This is a genomic window from Methylophaga frappieri (assembly GCF_000260965.1).
Classification (GTDB): Bacteria; Pseudomonadota; Gammaproteobacteria; order Nitrosococcales; family Methylophagaceae; genus Methylophaga; species Methylophaga frappieri.
In genome coordinates this window covers 89,883-112,815 of the sequence record NC_017856.1, presented here as the reverse complement: position 1 = coordinate 112,815, position 22,933 = coordinate 89,883, and the positions used below count along the sequence as shown (strand labels likewise).

Sequence of the window (22,933 nt, the reverse complement as noted above, 5' to 3'; positions counted from 1 at the left end):
TCAGGGATAACAGGCCAGAACATAATGGACTACACTGAATACGAAGAACGCACAGCAGAGTGTATGCGTCTGGCCATTTCCATGATGAAAAAGCATAGTATTGCCACGACACCTGCGAATTACGCGGTATGGTTTGAATACGTCTCTGGCAATAATGCAGATCTCATGCGGGCAATGGATGATGTCTTGGCACAGCATGGCAGCTTGACAGATCAACAAAGCAAGCAACTTTACGAACAGTTTTTTGATCGAGAGAAAGACCGTTCGACGTTGCTGCAAATCCGTAAAGAGCTTGGTAACCTGCTCAAGCAAGTGCTGAATGTGGTATACAGCGGTGTTAATTCTAGTGATAACAGTCATTATCAGCTTCAACAAACCTTACAGCGTTTGCAGCCTGACATCAGCCGGCAGCAATTAAATGATTTGATTCAGGAAGTACTGATAGAGACGCGATTAATTGCTTCTGCTGGCGAAGCGATCAGTAACCGGCTCAATGTCGCGGTGAATGAAGTAGAAGACCTAAAGAAGCTGCTTGAAACAAGTCGTCGAGAAGCAAATATCGATATGTTAACCGGGCTGGCTAATCGCAAAGCATTAGATGATTCCTTAACACGTCTTACGCAGCAAGCTGATCACAATGGCATGGATTTGGCTGTTTTGCTCTGTGACATGGATTCATTCAATGCACTTAATGAAAAGCATGGCCAACCTGTTGGAGATCAGGTTCTGCGCATGGTCGCCGAGACGATGCAAAACAGCTTGAAAGGGCGAGACCTGATAGCTCGATATGGCGGAGAAGAATTCGTTATTCTACTCAGTGATACGACACTGGCCAACGCCAAAATGATTGCTGAAAACTTGCGAGCGGAGATTGCCGGCAAACATCTCAGACGCAAAGATACCCAAGAGCCGTTGGGCATGATTACTGTCTCATTCGGTGTGGCCCGTTACACTGCAGGCGAAGGGTCGGATAGCTTGATGCAGCGCGTCGATCGTGCCGTATTTATGGCCAAGAAAAACGGGCGTAATAGTGTTTGCGAGGCACCACCGCCCGTCATTTTCTGAGCATTAACACTAAAATGTGTCGGTGACAAAGACATCCTCTAATGCTAATTGGCCTGGACGTGGCCACGCATCCTGACGTTTTTTGCCGACCGTTATCATCATGATAATAATATGGTCATGTGGCAGGTTAATGATTCGGGCAACTTTATCAAAGTCAAAGCCATCCATGGGGCAGGTATCATAGCCCATCGCTTTTGCCATCAGCATAATGTTCATCGCGGCAATACTGGCAGAACGAATGCATTCATCACGTTGACCTTGATGATGATTGGTATAGTAATTTTCGATGGCCGGTAAAATCATCTCCTGCGCTGATTTAGGGGCATGCTGCCAATAGCGTTCAGGTTGTTTTTCCCATGCATTCAGATCCGCACAAAGTACCAGTAATAGGGATGACTCAACCACCTGTGCCTGTCCCCAGGCCGCTTCAAGAATTTGCTGTCGTTTTTCCATGTCCTGAACGCGTACAAAACGCCAATGCTGAATGTTAAAAGCAGTCGGGGACAAGATGGCATGCGACATCAGCTCTTCAATTTCTGCTTCGGTCATTTGATGCGTGGGATCGTAGTGCTTGATTGAGCGACGACTTTGGATTGCCTGTTTGACATCCATAACGGTATTTTCTCCTCTAGTTTAAAGGGTCAACCCTGAGATAAATAAATTGTTTTTGTTTTGGACTGGTGCGATAGGTAGACACGTTTTGTTCAATGTCAGGTGCATCACTTGTACTTGCCAGTAATAACCAGGTTTTTTGCGCCCCCGATATTTGGGTCAAAATATCTTGTTGTATGACGGTATCTTTTTGACGATCATAACCAGATATCGCGGGCAATATATCAACTTGAACTTTATTATTTTTTAATAAAACTGTCCGCGCCATAAAGCCATTTTCTGTCGGTAAATATCGTGTCTGTTCGGCAACGGCATAGCCACGATGTCCGGCAATCAATAGTTGGTCACTCACACCAGTAAACTCACGCAATGATAAACGCATCGGTTGATAAGCCAAGCCATTTACCTGATAGCTACGTTCCGGCTGTTTGATGGATTGCGTTGACCACTCTCGGCTCTGATTGTCAGATTGTTGATCTTGGGGTAGAGATTTACTCGTCAATAACAAGGATACTTTGATGGGGGTTGCCGGTTGATCAAGGGCATCAACAAGCCGTCTTACCTCTTCAAACGTCGCAGCATCACTGCGTAAAATTAATTTGTTATCGACCACTTGCAGTGATGCAGCGTCCGGTAATAGCGTCTTAATTTGCGAGGCAATTTGCAACGCATCACGATGTTGCAGCGTTAAAGTATGGATTGCATCCACGGCCAGAAGCAAACCAGACCAACTCAACATCAACAGACCAACGATATGGCGCATAAAGCCTCCCGCTTATAAAAACAGTCGCCTTGATTGCACATCGGGTGTGCTGCGATCCCACATGGCATTAAATTGTTGTTTGAGTTGCTGATTCTGACGTCTATCAGCGCATGCAAAAGAACCAATGTAACGCCGGGCATCATGACAAATCAGACTACCCAGATTATCACTAAGTAACTGCAAGCCAGCTTGACGGCTATCTTCTTCCGCACATAAGTGAACAGCAATATGGCTGGTCATTTTTTGAATAAGGGGCAAAAGCAAGTGACCATTGGCAACCGCCTCGCGACCATCTCGAATTAAGATTCGAAGCTGACTATACCGACTAGCACGAACAAACTGACCAAGCAGTTGCACAGTATCATGATGATTTAATAGCGGATCCAACGTTGGCCCCAAAAAACAAATTTCACGCCGCGCTTGCGAAATTAAATGCTGCGTCACTAACTGTGCTTGTTGACGACCTGATACCGATTGTTCGACATCACTGGTGAGATCAATGTCTGCCATTAGCAGTTTTTAGCCTGCGTAGCGGCATTACCGACATAATTTGCTGGCGTCAGCTGTTTCAGAGATTGTTTGACTTCATCCGGTAGGGCAAGTCCGTCGATAAAGTCTTGCATGATTTGCTTGTTAACGCGTTGACCACGGGTCAGTTCTTTTAATTTCTCGTAAGGATTTTCGATACCATAACGGCGCATAACGGTTTGAATTGGTTCTGCCAATAACTCCCAATTGGCATCAAGATCGGCTGCCATGACTTCTGGGGCAGGATCTAATTTGCTGATGCCCTTAAGCGCCGAACTATAAGCCAATAGCGAGTGCCCAAAACCAACGCCGATATTCCGTAAAACGGTGGAGTCAGTCAGATCCCGCTGCCAGCGTGAAATGGGTAGTTTTAACGCCAGATGATCAAAGGTTGCATTGGCAATACCCAGATTGCCTTCTGAGTTTTCAAAATCAATCGGATTGACTTTGTGCGGCATAGTAGAAGAACCAATTTCTCCTTTAACCGTTTTTTGACGAAAGTAACCGATAGAAATATAGCTCCAGACATCTCGGCAAAAATCAATTAACACCGTATTAAAACGAATCATTGCCTGAAAGAGCTCAGCAACATAATCATGTGGTTCAATCTGGGTTGTAAATTGATTCCAACGCAACCCTAATCCCGTAACAAAAGCATTGGCCATTAGTGGCCAGTCTACATCCGGGTAGGCGGAAAGATGTGCATTATAGTTGCCAACGGCACCGTTCATTTTGCCGTAAAGCAAAACAGCCGCAACATGGGTGCGTTGTAATTCAAGACGTTTGACCACATTGGCAATTTCTTTCCCCAAAGTCGTTGGCGATGCCGGTTGACCATGCGTACGCGCCATCATTGGCGTATCTGCCTCAGTTAATGCCAGTTGGCGTAGCGCGGCGATGAGGGTGTCCATTTCTGGCAAAATAACTTGCTCGCGGGCATTTTTAAGCATAATGCCGTAAGCGGTGTTATTAATGTCTTCTGAAGTACAGGCGAAATGAACAAATTCTTTAATCGCATTCAGTTCCGCATTCGCTGCAAACTTATTTTTTATAAAATACTCAACTGCCTTAACATCATGATTGGTTGTACGTTCGATCTGTTTAATTTCTTCAGCATCTGCGATGGAAAAATCATTAATCAACGTTTCAATGAATTGTTCTGCTTCCGCACTCAATTTAGGGACTTCTTTAATAGCCGCGTTGGCCCCTAATAGATGCAACCAGCGCAACTCAACTTCAACTCGGGCTTTTAACAGACCATATTCACTAAAATAAGGGCGCAAGGCTTCAGTTTTATTGGCATAACGACCATCGACCGGTGAAATTGCGGTCAGTGCAGTTAATTCCATGAAATCTCCGTAGAAAATCAGCTAAATTTTAGAAAAAATTATAGCAGAACTGCTATTGAATTCGGCGTTTATCGCTGGTTACGGTAAAATAGGTAAAGTCAGAGAATCAATCGTGGAGCAAATCGCGTGCTAGAAGAATATCAAAAACATGTTGAAGAACGAGCCGCTGAAGGTCTGCCGCCATTACCATTGGATGCAGTTCAGGTATCAGCGATCGTTGAACAATTAAAACAACCCAAGACAGACGAAACGGAAGTTGTTTTGTCTTTATTAATTCACCGCGTACCACCTGGTGTGGATAAAGCGGCTTATGTTAAAGCCAGTTTCCTTGCTGATGTCGCTAAAGGGGAAACGGCGTGTGAGTTTATTGATCCGGTTCGGGCGACCGAGTTACTTGGCACAATGATGGGCGGCTATAATATTGCACCATTAATTGCGTTACTGGATAACGAGCAAACTGCGGATGCGGCCGAAAAAGCGTTAACCAAAACCGTCATGGTCTATGATGCCTATCATGATGTCGTCGAAAAAGCAGAAAGCAACCAACACGCTAAAAATGTTTTAGCTTCCTGGGCTGAAGCAGAGTGGTTTACCAGTCGGCCGCAATTACCTGAAGAAATTACGGTGACGGTCTTCAAAGTGCCGGGTGAAACAAATACAGATGATTTGTCTCCTGCGACCGAAGCCTGGAGTCGTCCTGATATTCCACTGCATGCAAAGGCCATGTTAGTCAGTAAAATGCCTGGTGCATTAGAGACAATCGCGACCTTAAAAGAAAAAGGCTATCCGCTAGCCTATGTGGGTGACGTGGTTGGTACCGGCTCTTCCCGTAAGTCAGCGATCAACTCTGTCTTATGGCACATGGGGCATGATGTTGACTATGTGCCTAACAAGCGACAAGGCGGCGTTATTCTCGGTAATAATATTGCCCCAATTTTCTTTAACACCGCCGAAGATTCTGGTGCGTTGCCGATTGAATGTAACGTTGATCAGTTAGAAACCGGTGACGTGATCATCATCAAACCGTACGAAGGTCAAATCGTGAATGCCGATGGTCAGGTTTTATCGGAGTTTACGTTAAAACCAACAACGCTTGCCGATGAAGTTCGGGCGGGTGGTCGTATTCCTTTAATTATTGGTCGTGGCTTAACTGATAAAGCCAGAGAAACCCTTGGTTTATCGCCGTCAACGGTGTTCCGACGTCCTGTAGAACCGGTGCATAGCGATAAAGGGTTTACCTTGGCACAAAAAATGGTTGGTCGTGCCTGTGGTGTTAAAGGGGTTAGACCGGGAGCTTATTGCGAGCCGAAAGTAACGACAGTGGGTTCACAAGATACCACCGGCGCAATGACGCGGGATGAGTTGAAAGAGCTGGCTTGTCTGGGGTTCTCGGCAGATTTAGTGATGCAGTCATTCTGTCACACTGCTGCTTATCCCAAACCGGTTGATATTAAATTACAGCATGAATTGCCTGAATTTATCAGTACCCGTGGTGGGGTGTCACTTCGGCCTGGAGATGGCGTTATTCACTCCTGGCTGAACCGGATGATTCTGCCCGACACGGTTGGAACGGGGGGAGATTCTCATACCCGTTTTCCTATCGGTATCAGCTTTCCGGCAGGTTCTGGCTTAGTTGCGTTTGCAGCGGCATTAGGCGTAATGCCACTGGATATGCCAGAGTCGGTTCTGGTCCGATTTAAAGGTGAAATGCAACCGGGCATTACCTTGCGGGATCTGGTTAATGCCATTCCTTATGCAGCCATACAACAAGGTTTATTAACCGTTGAGAAAAAAGGCAAGAAGAATATTTTTAATGGTCGGGTGTTAGAGATTGAAGGGCTACCCGACCTGAAAGTAGAGCAGGCCTTTGAATTATCGGATGCTTCCGCTGAGCGGAGTGCTAACGGTTGTACGGTACATCTCAATAAAGAACCGATTATTGAGTTTATGCATTCCAATATTGCTTTAATGGAATGGATGATTGCGGAAGGCTATGCGGATGCCAGAACCTTGCAACGTCGTATCGATGCCATGAAAGCCTGGCTAGATGACCCGCAGTTAATGGCGCCTGATGACGACGCTGATTACGCTGCCATCATTGAAATTGATTTGAATGAAATTACTGAGCCATTGCTGGCATGTCCTAATGACCCAGATGACATTAAGCCTTTGTCAGAACTCGCAGGTGAGAACATTGATGAGGTATTCATTGGATCGTGTATGACGAATATCGGTCATTATCGGGCGGCAGGTAAAGTGCTGGAAAATATGGGCAACTTGCCAGTCAAACTTTGGGTGGCGCCGCCAACCAAGATGGATAAACATCAGTTAACCGAAGAGGGCATTTACAGCACTTTCGGCCGCGTCGGCGCGCGTACCGAAACGCCAGGCTGTTCCTTGTGTATGGGTAACCAGGCCAGGGTGGCAGATAATGCAAAAGTGGTCTCAACCTCAACCCGAAACTTTCCAAATCGCTTGGGTAATGGCGCTGACGTCTATTTGTCTTCAGCCGAATTGGCGGCTGTCGTTGCCAGTATGGGCAGGCTGCCAACAGTGGCGGAATACATGGAAAAAGTGGCTGGTATTCAGCCCATGGCGGATGAAATCTATCGTTATTTGAATTTCCACGAGTTGGAAGAGTACAAACAGGCGGTATCAGAGTGATATCGTCGGATTTGCTTTAATTACAAGGCCGTCTCTGCAAAGAGGCGGCCTTATTTTTTATAGAGAGATCGCCCAGCAATGAGCCAGACTGTCGCACCGATTCCGATGATTAACCTAGCGATTGCCTTTATTCCCGTTTTATTGGTCTTTGTTGTACTGATCAGGTGGACAATGGATTGGCAAAAAGCCTTAATAGCGGTCAGCCGAATGCTGGTACAACTTTTATTGGTGGGCTATCTGTTAAGCACCATTTTTGCTGCCGAGCAGGCTGGTATTGTCATGCTCGTCATGCTGGTGATGGTTGGCGCCGCCAGTTGGATTGCCCTCAATACGACGACGTTCAATCGCAAAAATTTATTGGCGCAAACCTTTTTGGCGATTTTGGTAGGCGGTGGCGTAACTCTGGCGCTGGTCACGCAGGGCGTGATTCAATTGGACCCTTGGTTTCAGCCTAGTTATATGATTCCACTGGCAGGGATGATTTTCGCCAACGCGATGAACTGTATCAGTTTGGCGGTAGAGCGTCTGCACAATGAATTACAACATGGTGTTACTTTCGATAAAGCACGAATTGCCGCCTTTCAAGCGGCTTTTATTCCGCAAATTAATGCCTTATTGGCGGTTGGCCTCGTTTCTCTTCCGGGCATGATGACAGGGCAGATTTTGTCCGGGGTTTCGCCAGTTATCGCTGCGCAATATCAAATTGTCGTAATGTGCATGATTTTTGGTTCAGCAGGCTTATCAACAGCGCTATTCTTGACGCTATCTAAAGCACAATTTACAAAGACTGCAACAGCGCTGTAGACGCCTTTAGCAACTTATTGCTGGCAAACATTAGCTGCCAGCGATTACCGCCTTTTTGTCGCCATAACACGGCAGCGCGAATACCACAGAGTAGTAGGGCCCGAACCTTATTAACATTATCGGGTTGTTGCAGGTGACTGGCCTCACCTAACACTTGAATACGAGGTGACAATTCACTGATAGTCCGCTCGTAAATGCCAGCAAATCGGGCGATAACTTGCGGACTGGTAATGTCATCAAAATAAGCAAGATGTTGGGGTAATTGCTCAATTTCTTTGCGTATAGTGGCTAGCATATCGGGGCGTTTGGCCAGCTTTCGCTCAAGATGAACCAAGGTAATGCTATAACGAATCAGTATGATGTCTTGCGGTGTTTTTTTCTTGGATAACTGCTGATTCAGTTGTCGTAAACCATTTTGTAATTTGGCCACGCCACCATAAACCGCAGCGGTGTTTTCGGCTTCGATGGCAATGAGGCTCTGTAGCAGCGTGCTTAATTCATCCTGATTAACCTGGCCGGTGTCCGCTATTTGTTGTACTAATCCAACTGATTGCAAAACAGCTGCCAAAGCCAAGGCGCGATCGGTATAAGCATCAACTTGACTCATGGATGCACGCCCGGTGCATTGGTTTGAATAATAATGCCACCACCAAGACAAACGGCATCTTGATAAAAAACCACAGATTGGCCAGGCGTCACGGCACGTTGTTTATCATCAAAAGTCACCACAATTTGTCCTTGCGAATTCTGATCAATGACGCAGTCTTGATCAGGTTGCCGATAACGCGTTTTTGCGGTGGCACGACATGGCAAGCTTGGGGGGTTACCCGCCACCCAGGAAAGTTGTTCAGCGATGAGTTGATCACTGTAGAGCCATTCATGATCGCCTTGAACAACATATAAGGTTCGGGTTTCCATATCCTTACCGGCAACAAACCAAGGCTCACCGGTACTATTTGGCCGGCCACCAATACCCAGCCCCTGTCGTTGTCCTAAGGTGTAATACATCAGACCGATATGTTCGCCAATCAAATCACCTTCTGGTGTTCGCATTTCACCGGGTTTAGCCGGAATATAACGGCTGAGAAACTCTCGAAAACGTCGTTCGCCAATAAAACAGATGCCGGTGCTGTCCTTTTTATCGGCAGTGATAAAACCAGCTTTGTCAGCAATCTGACGAACTTCGGTTTTTGGTAATTCACCAAGAGGGAACAGGGTTCGGGAGAGTTGTGCCTGACCGAGGGTATAAAGAAAGTAGCTTTGATCTTTATTGCCATCCAGACCTTTCAATAATTGAAATTCACCATCAACTTCTCGTACTCGCGCATAATGCCCGGTCGCAATCAGGTAACCACCCAATGCCATGGCATGATCCAGAAAGGCTTTGAACTTGATCTCACGGTTGCACAGAATATCTGGGTTGGGCGTTCGGCCAGCCTGATATTCATCAAGAAAATGCTTAAAGACAAAATCCCAATATTCCATGGCGAAATTCGCTTCATGAAATGGAATGCCTACCTTATCTGCAACAGACAAGGCATCTTTGCGATCTTCTTCGATGGTGCATTCACTCTCATCAGCAAAGTCGACCCAGTTTTTCATAAACAGGCCTTCTACGTCATACGCTTGTTGTTTTAGTAATAAAGCGGATACAGAAGAGTCGACACCGCCGGACAAACCAACGACTACTTTTTGTTTTTGCACCATAGTTATTCGTTCAATAAATCAAGGGGATAACGTTTGCCAGCAAGGTAGTCTTGCCAACATTGCGCAACAAGCGGGCTGCGAAACTCTGCTGTGCGCTCTGTTAAAGCCGTCGTATCCAGCCAAACTGCCCGAGTTATGTCTGGATCCAGTGGCGTATCCAAAAATACACCTAAATGTCCAGTGAAACAGAAGCGAACGTAGGTTTCCTGAGAGACGGCATGTCGCCAACGATAAATACCAACCAACGCCTCGGGTTGAAATTGCCAGGCCGTTTCTTCGCGTGTTTCACGAATAACGGCTTCAATCAGACTTTCGTTGTCTTCGAGGTGACCTGCGGGTTGATTCAGACGCACGGCGCTGCCGATGCGTTCTTCTACCATCAGGAATTGTTGGTCGTGCTCGATGACGGCGGCGACGGTGGTTCTGGGAGTCCAAATCATCTTTATATTTTAACACGGAGTTTGCTTCAACTTGACACCACTGACCCGGTAATAATTCACCTAGAGCCCATGGACCAATGGCCACACGGATTAAGCGAAGCGTAGGGTGACCGACCGCTGCTGTCATCCGTCTTACTTGGCGGTTTTTTCCTTCATGAATAATGATTTCAAGCCATTGCGTTGGAATGTGCTGCCGAAATCGAACCGGAGGACATCTTGACCAGACTGCCGGTTCATCAATCAATCGAACCTGCGCTGGCAGTGTGAGGCCATCTTTTAAAAGAACGCCTTGTTCTAATTGATTCAGGGCTTGCTGTTCGGGAATATTTTCAACCTGAACCCAATAGGTTTTCGGCATTCTTTGGCTTGGGTTCGTTATCTGTTGTTGCCACTTCCCATTATCAGTCAATAGCAATAAGCCTTCACTATCTCGGTCTAACCGGCCAGCAGCATAAACGTCCGGTATATCCAAATACGCTTTCAGGGTGGTACGGTTCAGATCATCGCTGAATTGGCATAACACATCATACGGTTTATTAAAGGCGATTAACTTTGGCATGATGATGAAACCGCTTGGATGATGCTAAAATACACGTTTTTTTCTCTCAGGAGCTGCGTGAATGGCGTATCAGCATATCAGTGTACCGGATCAGGGACAGGCAATTTCCAGTAATACCGACTTTTCACTGAACGTTCCGGATCAGCCAATTATTCCTTATATTGAAGGTGATGGTATCGGTGTTGATATCACGCCAGCGATGCTTTCCGTTGTAAATGCAGCTGTTGAGAAGGCTTACGGCGGTAAACGTCAAATTGCCTGGATGGAAGTGTATGCCGGTGAAAAAGCCACGACTGTCTATGACAAAGATACCTGGTTACCTGAAGAAACCATGGAGGCGCTGCGCGAATATGCGGTTTCGATAAAAGGCCCTCTGACCACACCAGTTGGCGGCGGAATTCGTTCGTTAAACGTCGCACTCAGACAAACACTGGATTTGTATGTTTGTCAGCGTCCAGTTCGGTATTATGCCGGTACGCCAAGCCCGGTCAGGCAGCCTGAAGCGATTGATATGGTTATCTTCAGAGAAAACTCCGAAGATATCTATGCCGGTATTGAGTGGGCAGCAGGCACGCCAGAAGTCAGCAAACTCATTTCGTTTTTACAAAATGAGATGGGGGTCAACAAAATTCGTTTTCCTGATACTTCTGGCATTGGCATTAAGCCTGTGTCTAAAGAAGGAACGGAACGCTTGGTTCGCAAAGCAATTCAATATGCTATCGACAATGATCGTGACTCTGTGACACTGGTTCACAAAGGAAATATCATGAAGTTCACCGAGGGTGGCTTTAAACAATGGGGTTATGATTTGGCTGAACGCGAATTTGCAGCCAGCCCATTGGATGGTGGTCCATGGAAAACATTCAAGAATCCGAATACCGGCAAACAAATTGTCGTTAAAGACGCCATAGCGGATGCGTTTCTGCAAGAGATATTATTGCACCCAGCCGACTATGATGTTGTCGCCACACTCAACTTGAATGGCGATTACATTTCGGATGCGCTAGCCGCGCAGGTAGGCGGTATTGGTATTGCTCCGGGGGCTAATTTGTCCGATACCATCGGTATGTTTGAAGCGACGCATGGTACGGCACCGGCACTTGCTGGCAAAAACCTGGCTAACCCTTCCTCGTTGATTTTGTCCGCTGAAATGTTATTACGGCATTTAGGCTGGGTTGAAGCTGCTGACAAAGTCGTTTCTGGCGTTTCTGGCGCCATTGCCAATGCGCAGGTCACCGGTGACCTGGCATCTGCGATGGGTGTCGATGCGCTGAGTTGTAGTGATTATGCTGCAGCTGTTATCCAATATATGTAAGGAGAATTTATGAAAGTTGCAGATAATGCGGTTGTCGTTATCGACTACACGCTCACCAACAATGAAGGTCAGGTTATTGATAGCTCTGAAGGTGCAGGGCCGCTGGCTTATTTGCATGGTGCTGGCAATATTATTCCTGGGCTTGAAACGGCCCTGGCTGGTAAAGAAGCAGGTGATGAAGTTAAAGCCAGCATCGAACCGGCAAATGCCTATGGCGAGCGTCATGAAGCATTAAAGCAAGAAGTCCCGGCCGAGTTATTTAGTGGCGTTGACAAAGTCGAAGTCGGCATGCAGTTCCAATCAGAAACTGAACAAGGCCCTGTTTTGGTTACGGTAACCGAAGTCGGTGACAAAACTATCACGGTCGATGGGAATCATCCCTTGGCCGGCGTACATTTGAATTTTGATGTCAACGTGCGTGAAGTCCGCGAAGCGACGCAAGAAGAGTTGGAACATGGCCATGTCCATGGTGAAGGTGGCCAACAGCACTAATCAGTTAACAACAATCACCTAAAGGCGGGCATCGTGCCCGCTTTTTTGTTTAGGGCATCGACAAGTAATGCAAGACATCGATAGATTAAATCAGCAATTTTCGCTGGCCGAGGCAGTTCGGTTTGAAATGGGGCCTAATGGTCTCATTATGATTGAGATAACAACACCATCAGCATCGGCGAAGATATCCCTTTATGGTGCCCAGGTACTGTCTTATAAGCCAACACACAAAGAAGAATTCTTTTACCTCAGTGAACAAAGTGTTTATGGCGATGCCAAGGCAATTCGAGGGGGCGTGCCAATTTGCTGGCCCTGGTTTGGGGATGACCCCAGCGGGCAGGGTAGGCCGGCTCATGGTTTTGCGAGAAATCAGGTCTGGACGGTGGTTGACACACACCAAAAAGACACGGGTGAAGTTGCGGTTAAGTTACAACTTACCGCAAATGCCCATAGCCGCCAGTTTTGGCATTGTGACTTCCATTTAGAAATGGACATTATCGTTGGCGCATCCTTAACGCTGCGACTAACCACGACCAACACGGATAAAGAAAGTTTTACCATTTCTCAGGCATTACATAGTTACTTTCAAATTGGCGATATCAATAATACGCAGGTTCGTGGCTTTGATAATCATCATTACCTGGATAAAACGCTGGATTTCACTGAAAAATTACAACAAGGTAATATTCGGTTTGTGACAGAAACAGACCGCATCTATCTACACGCGCCAACATACTGCTTTCTTGAAGACAGTTCACTGAACCGTAAGCTGCTTATTCGTAGTGCCGGCTCACAAACAACGGTGGTCTGGAACCCGTGGCAAAAGGCTATTTCCTTAGCAGATATGGCCAATGACGACTATCAACGTTTCGTCTGTATTGAAACAGCTAATGCTGCAGATGACAGTGTGACTCTGTCGCCCGGTGAATCACATCAACTGGTCGCTGAATATTTAATACAAGACTAAATTTTTGCGGCCGGCACAATCCGCACGATGGCAATTTATTTCATCAAGGGTAGAGATAAGATAAGTTGTGATCGTAAATGTAAAGATGATTGCCATTTACCGTCAATTTTTATAAAACTATTCGGGCTAACCGGCGGTTTTAAACTAAGACAAAAATCAGTTACGCGTCAGCAATATTCAAGTTTGCTGTAATCTTATTTCAAAATTACCTTTTAAAAACGGATGCTTACAACGTGAACTTGAAGCTGCCACGCAGTGTTAATGCAAAAAATTTGCATTGGATCAGCTCTGCAATTTGCCTGATTGGCATGTTCTTATTTTCGATCACCGGTATTACCTTAAATCACGCTGCAGATATTGAGGGCGAACCAAAAATCACACAAATTGAGTCACAGCTTCCACAAGCCATGTTGGCTCAACTAAAGCAGCAGCAGCTATCTCAGGGATTTCTTGCCTGGTACAAGCAACAGACCGGCAAGGCTTTACCCGACAATGTCAGTCCTCAGTGGAGCGAATACGAGCTCTATATTGCCATGCCTAGAGCGGGTGGAGATAAATGGTTAACCGTCGATCTTGAAACCGGTCTTTTTTATCAAGAGGTTACAGATCGGGGTGTTATCGCTTATCTCAATGATCTTCACAAAGCACGTAATACGAACCAATTATGGGGGTGGTTTATCGATATTTTCTCACTGGCCTGTATTTTCTTTTCTGTTACAGGGTTAATTTTATTAAAACGCTACGCCAAGGTCAGAAAATCAACCTGGCCATTAGTCATTTCAGGACTGTTTATCCCGGTCATTGTGCTTATCTCAAGTACGGCGCACGCCAATGAGATTGAAGTTAGTATTCCGCGGCTCAAGGTCGCTGAATACCACGCACCTTATGTCGCAGTTTGGATCGCGGATGCCAAGCAAAATGCGGTATTAGATATCGCCGTTTGGTATGACTACACGATGGCCGATGATGAGGGTGAAAAGTGGCTCAAGGATATGCGCTTATGGTGGCGTAAATCCGGCCGTGGTCTGGACTTGCCTATTGATGGCTTAACTGGCGCAACGCGTCGACCAGGTACCGCCAAGATCAATCTGGCACCGTTTGCAGCAGAACTGGCCGCATTACCTGCCGGCACCTATCACTTGTTTGCTGAAGCGGCGCGTGAACTAGGTGGACGCGAAGCGATTAGCATCGAATTTACCATGCCCATTGAAAAGCCACAGACCCTGTCTGTTCCAGGTAAGCGCGAATTAGAGCAATTAAAATTAACTTTGGAGCCATAAATGAAAAATAAGCTAATTAAAACACTCGTTGCTGCATCACTTACGGTAGGGCTGTTCCAGGCGAGTCTGGCCCACGCTCATCGGGTATGGGTGAAACCGAGTACAACCGTTGTTTCTGGTGATTCTGAGTGGGTCACATTTGATGCTGCAGCGGCGAATATTATTTTCTTTGCCGATCATTTCCCGTTGGGGCTGGATAACTTCAAAGGGGTTCTAGGGATTTTCCCCTCTAAAGTAACATAAATCGCCACAACCCTCGCAGTTAATGGCTTGTGGAGCTGGGTTACCTTTCATTTTAGACTTCATTTTCAACAATAGGCCTAGTTATTTCCTGTAAATCAGGTAGTTTGCGGTTACTAGCGAACTGATAAGTGCCGCTCAGATTAATGTTCTGCCATGCAACGGGTGATACTTGTCGAGTTATTGCTGCTTTTTCCTCGTCACCAACTTCTTCAAAGTGCAGTAATAGATGACTTAGGATCATCGAGTTAAAGTAGATAATAGCATTTGCCGTCAAACGGGCACACTCGTTCCAGACGACTATTTCTGATTCGTTTTTTCCACGGAACTGGTCACGATTGACCGATGCAATAGCTCGCCTGAGGAAATGCCAGGCTTCGCCTCGGTTCAGTGCTCGTTGAACATATTGGCGCAGACTTGCATCATCAATATAATCAAGTAAATATTGGGCTTTGATGAGCCTATTATATTCCGTTAATGCTTGTAATATAGGGTGTCTAGATGGATAACCAGATAATTTGCGTACTAGCAATGCCTGTGTTGTGCGTTTTTCTTGAAGGGATAACACAATACGCTGAATATCCTGCCAGCCTTCTTCAATCACATTCATTTTTATCGGCTTTTTCAGCGCCAGATGCGTGTTTCCGTCGTCGCTTTCAGTTACGTTAAATAGGTCATTGATCACACTGGTGAACTGAGCATACCTAGGCGCAAAACTATAACCGCATAAATCCAATAAGGCATAATTAACATGATTAACACCATGGGTGTCGGTTGAGAGGACATCTGGCTTAAGATCACTAGTATTAGATTGTAGTAAGTCGTAAATATAATGGGACTCATGCTCATTAGATCCTATGATACGGGCATTTAACGCACTATGATTGGCAACTAACGTCATGGCCGTAATACCTTTGTTGGTGCCGAAGTATTTCGAGGAGTAGCGAGTTTTAAAAGTCTCAAGGTGAGTTTCAAATTTTTGCCCATCGGTACTGGCGTGCAGGACGTCTTCTTGGATGTGATAGTGGCGGAAAATAGGGAGTGCCGCTACTGCGTTATTGATGATATCACTAGCCTCTTGCAAGGTTTCAGGCCTAATATAATTAGCTTGTATAGTGCTTAGATGCTCATAACTGCGATCAGATATTTGTGCCATCCCATATACGCCGCGATGTGTCGCATTCGCAATTAGAATAGCCAATAAATCATCCTGATTGGCGCCTACTTGTTTTTGTATTGGCAGCACGTGTGCGAAGCATTGCATAAAGTTGGTTTCTTGTTCAACATAACGCAACACATCAGCAATACTGACGGGGATCATTTGTTTAAAGAAAGGGTTGTTGACAAGTGATTGGGAGCCTTTAACTGGCAGTCGCCATCGTGTGCCACTTCGGCTCTTCATGATCACATTGCGGTTATCACCATTATCAATGTGACGAGCAACATCTTCTAGGGATGTTGTTAAGCGTATTTGTTCTACTTGCAGTAGCTTCTGAATCGGCTGCTTTAGCTTTTCCAATGTTGATGATGCCAATAGATCAGGCTGTATTGACGATGCAATTAAGTCGTCTTCTAGCGCACGATATTTAGTGACGTTTGATAAGTAAATTCGACCATTAAGCCGAGAAGCCAGTTGACGGTAAAGCAACCATTCGTATCGCTGTGGATGAACAACATCCTTGTTAATTAACCATGGACGATGTTTTTGTTGGATAAGTGTACTATCCATTGTTTGCAATGTATTACCTGCTAATAGTTCTGTTTTTGTGGTTTTGAGCTGGGTCACTAATGCTTCTGAGCCTTTACCTGCTTGGCATTCAAGACATAGAAACACGGGCCTTAATAACTGCTCAATTAACCCGTTTTGATCATCATAATATTGCCATTGATATTCTTCTACCGTGCGTTTTTGCTTTTTTAAGTACAGGCATAGCGTTTCTATATCTTGGTTATTCATTACACTTAATGCTTGTTGCCTAACCGTTGCAAATGGTTGATTATCGTCGATACTGTCATCAACAAACAGATGCAGTAATTCTGCGGCTTTGGTGACATTGTCTGCAGCTGACCTCCATGAGTCAAACACTGCCTGTTGGGCAAACGCATGCGCAGCTTCTTGTTGTTTACGGATATGATGAATAAACCCATCAGCCAATCGCTCTAGGCTTTGCCGTATGCGTTGAGTCAGAAAACACAGCAACCATAGGTGTTGCTGTGGACGCTTAAAGCGTTTTAGTTTACTGCCATAATAATCCACCATTTCACCGAAGTGTTGTTGGTTTTTAGACGATAAGGCTAAGCCCTTAACAGCATTATCAATCTGTCTTGTATAAGGCTGTAACTGATGATACACCGTCAGTTCTTTTTTTAGCTCTGTCACCATAACGCTTTTTGCACCGGCTCGAAGCTGGCTTAAGGAGAGCCCATCTTTGTCATCGATAATAGTATTTAGAAATCCGTGTAGTTCAGATGAAACATGAATACGAAGCTTATTATTTAACGCCTTCTTGACCTGTTGGATAACACGACTGATAAGCTTTTGTAAGACAGTATATTTAGGGATGGCAATTCTATGCGTTGCTAGATATTCAGCGGCTGCATCGAATAGATAACGAGGCTCAAGCCAAGCTTTGCCGACCATAACAAGATGTTCGTACAGCGGCGCAAAGTGCAGACTTTCGTCCCATTTCTGATAGTTTAATAACCTCAGTATTCTTTGATATATACGGTCACGCTGCATCTTATTAATGCTGAAAGGCCTGATCCCTTTGCCTCCTTGAACTTGCGTTGAAATAAACTGCATATCGTCAAAGATGAGGTTAAAGCTAGGTGAAAGAATCACAGGCTTAGACTTAAAATACCCTAATAACGCAATGAAATAGCATCGGTGGTTCCTTAGGCGAATACTTTTCAACTCTGTTAACTCGATCTCGTTTGGCGTAAAATACAATCGTTGTTGTTCAAGTGATAATAGCGGCGGAGAATATAGATCAAGCTGCTCAGCTTTGGTAAGAATTGATAGTTCGTTTTTTATAGCCATAGGAATTAAATTAAGTTTAAGGGGTTGTTAACCTCATAATTTGCCATACTTTGGAGAAGTAACCCACCTTTGTATGCCTTTAAATATGGTGAGTATGGCGATTTATGTTACTTTAGAGGGGAAAATCCCTAGAACCCCTTAATGGAAAATGTCGGGCGGGTGCAGACGCGTGACAGTCTGGAATCAAAGCTCTATAGCTGGGGAGAAGAGGTTGCCAGTAATGCCATCGAGGTGCATGTTCATCATTTACGTAAAAAACTACCGGAAGGATTTATCAAAACCATCCGTGGTGTGGGCTATCAGATCAGTAATCAATGAAATCGATTCGACTGTATTTACTACTGATATTGGTAGCAACGCTGATATTGGTGATGTTTGTGTCTTTGCTGAAAGGCTATCAATCCAGTATCGATACGGCGCAACGCTTATTTGATGAACGGCTGGTCAATACGGCTGAATTAATTGCCTCCGCTCATACTGGGCAAACCACTGCCGATTCGTCGCAAAGACCCAGCAGTGATTATTTGTTTTTTCAGATCTGGAATACCAAAGGCCAATTGTTGACCCGCTCCGATACTGCGCCACACATCGCGTTGAGTCGTTTGGAAAAAGGATTTGATGACGTCAATTTTAATGGCTTTCGCTGGCATAACTATGTACATCCTGATCCGCAGTCTCAACGGTGGATTATCGTTGGAGAGCGCAGTGATGTTCGCAGCTCGATGGCGGAAGATATTGTTTTAGCAACGATTCTACCGGCGTTTTTCGGGATACTAATCGCCGCCATTTTAATCTGGTGGCTGATTGGCACAGGTTTAAAACCGTTGAAAAATCTCTCCAAACAACTAGCCAGTAAGCAGGCAGATGATTTAAAGCCGGTTGAACTGGCCCCATTACCCAGTGAAATGAGTCAGTTGGTGAAGATTATTAACCAGTTGTTCTGGCGGCTTGACCAGAGTTTTCAACGTGAACAACGTTTTGCTGCGGATGCTGCTCACGAATTACGCACACCTATCAGTGCCTTACAGATACATCTACACAATTTAAGACAAACCTATGGCGACAACTCCGAGGATTGGCAACTTATGCAGGCGGCGGTAGACCGAATGGGACATCTGGTCAATCAGATCCTTATGCTGTATCGGACAGCGCCAGAGCAAATTGCGGCTAAAGCCGAACAAATCGATCTGTATAAATTAACCAGCGAAGTCATTGCCCGTGATTATCAACAGTTTGAAAAACGCTTACAACACATTGAATTGATTGGTGAATCAGCCATGATGCACGGGCATTTGTTTGCCTTGGAAACCTTACTGCAAAATCTGCTTAACAATGCCAGCAAGTATGCCCCTACAAATGGTCATATCGTGATTCATGTGCACCCAACTGAAAAAGGGGTTCGCTTAACCATTGAGGATGATGGACCAGGTATTCCGGCAGACCAGTATGAACGTATTTTTGACCGTTTTTATCGTTACCAGAATGAAAACAGTGATCTGCAGTTACCCGGATGTGGACTGGGACTGGCGATTGTTCAACATATTATTGAGATGCACCATGCTGATATTAAGCTCACCAAATCAGCTTTTGAGAGTGGCCTTAAAGTTGTGATTGATTTTCCGGCGGCGTTGAACAAATGATGAAGTATTTATTTAAATGCATAGCTATCCTGTTGATTTCATTTAATTGTTATGCTGAACCTCCAGTATTTGAAATCCTTATCAAGGATCATCTGTTTTATCCGGATGAATTGGTAATACCCGCCAATACCAAGGTTAAATTGCTGGTCAAAAATCAGGATGCCACACCCGAAGAATTTGAAAGCTATGAACTCAATCGCGAAAAAGTCATTCCCGGAAATACTCAGGCGATCATTTTTGTCGGTCCCTTAAAACCCGGGGTGTATCCATTTTTTGGTGAGTTTTTTCCTAAAACAGCTCAGGGCAGAATAATTGCTAAAGAGAGTGGTGATTAACCATGCTATTGAATAGCGTTATTCTGGTGTTACGTGAGGTTCTGGAAGCCGCCATGGTGGTCAGTTTGTTCATGGCCTTCACCACTGTAAGCCAGCAATCTCGAGGCTTTCTGCTCAAAGCCATCCTACTTGGATTGATTGCCGGGGCTACTTATGCGTATTTCTTACCTGAAATCTCCAATTGGCTGGAGGGCATTGGTCAGGAAATTACCAATACCATAATTCACATTGGTATTTATCTATGCCTGACAGGTTTTTTATGGCTTATTTCCAGCAATATTGTCTTACCCAATCGACTGGTTAAAGCGGTGATGATGGCGGCAATCATCCTGGCCATTAGCCGAGAGAGCGCCGAAATCATGTTATATATTTCCGGCTTTCGTAGTGACCACTTTTTAATGCAATCAGTCTTATCAGGCAGTCTGATTGGATTAGGCATTGGAGTAAGCTGCGGTATTTTTCTATATCACCTGATGATTGCCTTAAAGCCTGCAGCTGCGACCAAATTTATATGTGTTCTGGTGGTTGTCGTGGGGGGGAGTCTGATGTCTCAGGCCACCCAGTTTCTGATTCAGGCTGACTGGTTACCCTCTACAGAACCTGTGTGGGACAGCTCCCACATTATCAGCGAACATTCGTTACCCGGTCAGTTACTTTATGCCTTGATGGCTTATGAATCGACACCAACATTGAGTCAAATAATGGTTTATCTGGCGAGCTTGTTACTGATGCTGGTTGTTATTATTTCCGGACGATTTTCCAGGTCTTTACAACATGATTAATCTTCGAATCACATTATTATTTTTAATCCTCGTGGCACCAGCTAGCAGTTATGCCGACGGTAATCCGGTCGATAAAGTCTATGCACCATACGTTCAGCCACTGGAACACGAAATTGAATGGCGAATGACAGATTCTGATGGAAAACAGGTGCAACGACTGGGGATAGGGAAGAGCCTGTCGGATCGGCTTTTTATTGAAGGATATCTGATTGGCGAAGATAACCAGAATAACGATCTGCGCCTTCAGGCTTTTGAAATAGAGGCTTTGTGGCAGCTTACCGAGCAAGGCGAATACAGTATCGACTGGGGCTTAATTACTGAACTTGAACGGCAACGCGATGACAATAACTGGGAAGTGTCTGCAGGATTAATTGGTTTGAAAGAGTGGGGCAGATGGGTGGCGACAACCAACCTCTGGCTCAAGTATGAATGGGGTCAAACTCAGGAAAGTGAATTTGAAACCGCTTTGTCATTGCAAACGCGCTACCGGCTTTCACGTTATTTTGAACCGGCTATGGAGTTTTATGCAGGTGAAGATACCCGAGCCTTAGGCCCGGTTTTTCTGGGTGATATCAGTATTTCACCTGGCAAAAAACTGCATTGGGAGGTGGGTGTGCTTACTGGACTCTCATCCAAAACGGCCGATACCAATTGGCGAGCCTTGCTGGAATATGAGTTTTAAAATTTATTCCATTTGTAAAATACACTCTTGATAGGTTTGGCTTTTAAAATCATCAATAGCTTTTTGCTTGCCTTCGTTGGTTTCCTCTACTGGTTGTTGGTAGGCACTAAGCAGTAAACCACGTGTAACATTGCCCATCGCATTTTCCATGGCCTCCTGTATCGGTGTATTCATTTGTCGAAACAACATATACGAGCCGGCTTTGCTGGCCCAGTCTTCACATATCTGTGTGTCGTTTGGTTGTTCGGCCTGAGCGGAGAACGCAAGCACTCCAATTCCGCTGAAGAATAAAGCGATATAGATATTTTTCATAAGGCATCCTGATTAACATTGGCAATAAAGTTTTTACGCCAGTGCAGATGAAGATTGCGTCAAGATGCAGGTATTTACACAGGAAAGTGGAGAGCTGTAACGCTCTCCACTGAATTTTTAAATATCGCTATGCGGACCAAACACTTCATAATGAATCTGCTCTGCAGCAACATTTAAATCCACCAGTTGCTGTTTGATAAAGCGCATGAATTCGACGGGACCGCATATATAAAAATGTCCGTCAGTCAGGGGCAGCTCAAACTGCAGACGATCTAAATTAAGCAAACCACTAAGCGCTTTCTCATCATCAGAATCATCCTGCTTATACCAATAGTAATAATGCAGCTTATCCAGCTGGTTTTCTTTTGTTTTCAGTTGCTTACCATAGGTGTGTTGATTTTTATTGTCACAGGCATGTAAAAACCAGATGGGTTGCTCGGTCTGGCTTGCAAGCAGGGTTTCCAGCATTGCCATCATCGGGGTGATGCCAACACCTGCAGAGATCAACACTGTCGGTTTATCTAAATGGGCTAAAAAGAAATCACCTGTGGGTGGCATTAGCTCTATATGGTCACCAACTTGTACGGCGTCGTGTAAGTGATTAGAAACCAAACCTGCTAGTGGCTGAGATTCACGTTTGACGCTGATCCGGTAACTTTCGCCATTAAATTTATCAGAAATGGAATATTGTCTGATTTCAACATTCTCCGCCCGCTCAGGTTTTACTTTAACGGCAAGATATTGACCAGGTTGATAGTTGGCAATCTCACCACCGTCTACAGGAACAAAGGTAAAGCTGGTCACCAGGTCTGATTCAGGTGTTTTATCCTTAACTTCAAATAAACGTGAACCAGTCCAACCACCTGCTTTCGTTTGGTAATCGCTGTAAATTTCGTGTTCGCGGCCAATCAATACGTTGGCCAGTAACCCATAGGCCTTCACCCATGCCTCGGCCACTTCATCAGAAAATTCATTAGGCGCCATCTCTCGTAGTGTTTCAATCAAATGATGGCCGACAATTTGATACTGGTCTGGCTGAATATCAAAACTGACATGTTTATGGGCAACTCTTTCCACCAATTCGCCTAAAGCACCCAGATCATCAATATGCTTAGCGTACATCGCAACGGCGCTGAACAAGGCAAACTGCTGTCTTCCGGTGGCCTGATTAGCAAGGTTAAAAATATCTTTTAATTCAGGGTTATGACTGAACATGCGTTTGTAAAAATGATCGGTGACTTCAACCCCGGCATCTTCTAATAATGGGATAGTACTTTTTACAATTTCAATGGTTCTGTTATCTAACATAAATAACCTCTTAACTAATACAAACAACTGATTCGTTAAAGTGATTGCA

The 22,933-nt window shown here is 45.1% G+C and carries 24 protein-coding genes; 13 read left to right on the top strand and 11 right to left on the bottom strand.

Features of this window, described 5'->3' with window-relative positions:
* The first annotated feature begins 24 nt into the window (after positions 1–24).
* Positions 25–1,065 (top strand): GGDEF domain-containing protein, encoded by a 1,041-nt coding sequence (locus tag Q7C_RS00535; RefSeq protein ID WP_041366307.1) that lies wholly within the window; start codon positions 25–27, stop codon positions 1,063–1,065.
* Positions 1,066–1,074: 9 nt separating this feature from the next.
* Here the strand turns inward: Q7C_RS00535 and Q7C_RS00530 are convergent, their stop codons facing one another.
* From Q7C_RS00530 to purB, 4 genes are read right to left on the bottom strand one after another with little or no spacing between them, the layout of a single operon-like run.
* Positions 1,075–1,677, bottom strand: coding sequence for a nitroreductase family protein (locus tag Q7C_RS00530; RefSeq protein WP_014702744.1), 603 nt, complete (start codon positions 1,675–1,677; stop codon positions 1,075–1,077).
* Positions 1,678–1,693: 16 nt separating this feature from the next.
* On the bottom strand, positions 1,694–2,440 hold the full coding sequence (locus Q7C_RS00525; protein WP_014702743.1) for a hypothetical protein: 747 nt from the start codon (positions 2,438–2,440) through the stop codon (positions 1,694–1,696).
* A 12-nt stretch (positions 2,441–2,452) separates the two neighbouring features.
* Positions 2,453–2,950: a DUF7931 domain-containing protein gene (locus Q7C_RS00520; protein WP_014702742.1), complete on the bottom strand. Its 498-nt coding sequence runs from the start codon at positions 2,948–2,950 to the stop codon at positions 2,453–2,455.
* Entirely contained in the window at positions 2,950–4,317 is a 1,368-nt protein-coding gene (gene purB / locus Q7C_RS00515) for an adenylosuccinate lyase (RefSeq protein ID WP_014702741.1), read from the bottom strand. Before purB ends, Q7C_RS00520 begins: the two co-directional genes overlap by 1 nt.
* Before the next feature lie 126 nt (positions 4,318–4,443).
* Between purB and acnB the strand changes: the two genes are divergently transcribed.
* Both acnB and Q7C_RS00505 read left to right on the top strand, forming a co-directional pair.
* A complete protein-coding gene (acnB, locus tag Q7C_RS00510) occupies positions 4,444–6,981 on the top strand; it encodes a bifunctional aconitate hydratase 2/2-methylisocitrate dehydratase (protein WP_014702740.1) in 2,538 nt (845 codons plus the stop codon).
* Between the two features lie 78 nt (positions 6,982–7,059).
* Positions 7,060–7,785, top strand: a complete 726-nt coding sequence (locus Q7C_RS00505) for an ABC transporter permease (protein ID WP_014702739.1) — start codon at positions 7,060–7,062, stop codon at positions 7,783–7,785.
* Here Q7C_RS00505 and hflD read toward each other — a convergent pair.
* The 4 genes from hflD to Q7C_RS00485 are packed head-to-tail and all read right to left on the bottom strand — an operon-like array spanning position 7,760 to position 10,491.
* Entirely contained in the window at positions 7,760–8,392 is a 633-nt protein-coding gene (gene hflD / locus Q7C_RS00500; RefSeq protein ID WP_014702738.1) for a high frequency lysogenization protein HflD, read from the bottom strand. The two genes, Q7C_RS00505 and hflD, sit on opposite strands and share 26 nt — an antisense overlap.
* Positions 8,389–9,489 carry a tRNA 2-thiouridine(34) synthase MnmA gene (gene mnmA / locus Q7C_RS00495; protein ID WP_337998636.1) on the bottom strand — a complete coding sequence of 367 codons (1,101 nt, stop codon included), beginning with the start codon at positions 9,487–9,489 and terminating at the stop codon, positions 8,389–8,391. Before mnmA ends, hflD begins: the two co-directional genes overlap by 4 nt.
* 5 nt (positions 9,490–9,494) lie before the next feature.
* Entirely contained in the window at positions 9,495–9,872 is a 378-nt protein-coding gene (locus Q7C_RS00490; protein ID WP_083839433.1) for an NUDIX domain-containing protein, read from the bottom strand.
* A complete protein-coding gene (locus Q7C_RS00485) occupies positions 9,793–10,491 on the bottom strand; it encodes a pseudouridine synthase (protein WP_014702735.1) in 699 nt (232 codons plus the stop codon). The genes Q7C_RS00490 and Q7C_RS00485 overlap by 80 nt, the downstream gene beginning before the upstream one ends.
* Positions 10,492–10,552: 61 nt before the next feature.
* On the opposite strand from Q7C_RS00485, the gene icd reads away from it, so the two are divergent.
* From icd to Q7C_RS00460, 5 genes are all read left to right on the top strand, one after another.
* Entirely contained in the window at positions 10,553–11,806 is a 1,254-nt protein-coding gene (gene icd / locus Q7C_RS00480) for an NADP-dependent isocitrate dehydrogenase (RefSeq protein WP_014702734.1), read from the top strand.
* Positions 11,807–11,815: 9 nt separating this feature from the next.
* A complete protein-coding gene (locus Q7C_RS00475; RefSeq protein ID WP_014702733.1) occupies positions 11,816–12,298 on the top strand; it encodes an FKBP-type peptidyl-prolyl cis-trans isomerase in 483 nt (160 codons plus the stop codon).
* A 67-nt stretch (positions 12,299–12,365) separates the two neighbouring features.
* Positions 12,366–13,265, top strand: coding sequence for a D-hexose-6-phosphate mutarotase (locus Q7C_RS00470; protein WP_014702732.1), 900 nt, complete (start codon positions 12,366–12,368; stop codon positions 13,263–13,265).
* Between the two features lie 233 nt (positions 13,266–13,498).
* Entirely contained in the window at positions 13,499–14,545 is a 1,047-nt protein-coding gene (locus Q7C_RS00465; RefSeq protein ID WP_014702731.1) for a PepSY-associated TM helix domain-containing protein, read from the top strand.
* A complete protein-coding gene (locus Q7C_RS00460; RefSeq protein WP_014702730.1) occupies positions 14,546–14,788 on the top strand; it encodes a DUF4198 domain-containing protein in 243 nt (80 codons plus the stop codon). It begins immediately after the preceding gene.
* Between the two features lie 52 nt (positions 14,789–14,840).
* On the opposite strand, the gene Q7C_RS00455 is transcribed toward Q7C_RS00460, so the two are convergent.
* Entirely contained in the window at positions 14,841–17,825 is a 2,985-nt protein-coding gene (locus tag Q7C_RS00455; RefSeq protein ID WP_014702729.1) for a Tn3-like element ISKox2 family transposase, read from the bottom strand.
* 141 nt (positions 17,826–17,966) lie between these two features.
* On the opposite strand from Q7C_RS00455, the gene Q7C_RS13425 reads away from it, so the two are divergent.
* Genes Q7C_RS13425 through Q7C_RS00435 form a run of 5 tightly spaced genes read left to right on the top strand, consistent with a single transcriptional unit; the run spans position 17,967 to position 21,264 of the window.
* Positions 17,967–18,143: a winged helix-turn-helix domain-containing protein gene (locus Q7C_RS13425; RefSeq protein ID WP_014702728.1), complete on the top strand. Its 177-nt coding sequence runs from the start codon at positions 17,967–17,969 to the stop codon at positions 18,141–18,143.
* The gene (locus tag Q7C_RS00450; protein ID WP_014702727.1) at positions 18,140–19,465 is read left to right on the top strand and encodes an ATP-binding protein; all 1,326 of its coding nucleotides are present in this window, start codon (positions 18,140–18,142) and stop codon (positions 19,463–19,465) included. The genes Q7C_RS13425 and Q7C_RS00450 overlap by 4 nt, the downstream gene beginning before the upstream one ends.
* Positions 19,462–19,800, top strand: a complete 339-nt coding sequence (locus Q7C_RS00445) for a cupredoxin domain-containing protein (RefSeq protein ID WP_014702726.1) — start codon at positions 19,462–19,464, stop codon at positions 19,798–19,800. Before Q7C_RS00450 ends, Q7C_RS00445 begins: the two co-directional genes overlap by 4 nt.
* A 2-nt stretch (positions 19,801–19,802) precedes the next feature.
* Positions 19,803–20,582 carry an FTR1 family protein gene (locus Q7C_RS00440; RefSeq protein ID WP_014702725.1) on the top strand — a complete coding sequence of 260 codons (780 nt, stop codon included), beginning with the start codon at positions 19,803–19,805 and terminating at the stop codon, positions 20,580–20,582.
* On the top strand, positions 20,575–21,264 hold the full coding sequence (locus Q7C_RS00435; RefSeq protein WP_014702724.1) for a hypothetical protein: 690 nt from the start codon (positions 20,575–20,577) through the stop codon (positions 21,262–21,264). Before Q7C_RS00440 ends, Q7C_RS00435 begins: the two co-directional genes overlap by 8 nt.
* A 3-nt stretch (positions 21,265–21,267) precedes the next feature.
* On the opposite strand, the gene Q7C_RS00430 is transcribed toward Q7C_RS00435, so the two are convergent.
* Together Q7C_RS00430 and hmpA are read right to left on the bottom strand one after the other, a co-directional pair.
* A complete protein-coding gene (locus Q7C_RS00430; RefSeq protein ID WP_041366301.1) occupies positions 21,268–21,576 on the bottom strand; it encodes a hypothetical protein in 309 nt (102 codons plus the stop codon).
* 117 nt (positions 21,577–21,693) lie between these two features.
* Entirely contained in the window at positions 21,694–22,911 is a 1,218-nt protein-coding gene (hmpA, locus tag Q7C_RS00425) for an NO-inducible flavohemoprotein (protein WP_274377657.1), read from the bottom strand.
* Positions 22,912–22,933 lie beyond the last annotated feature (22 nt).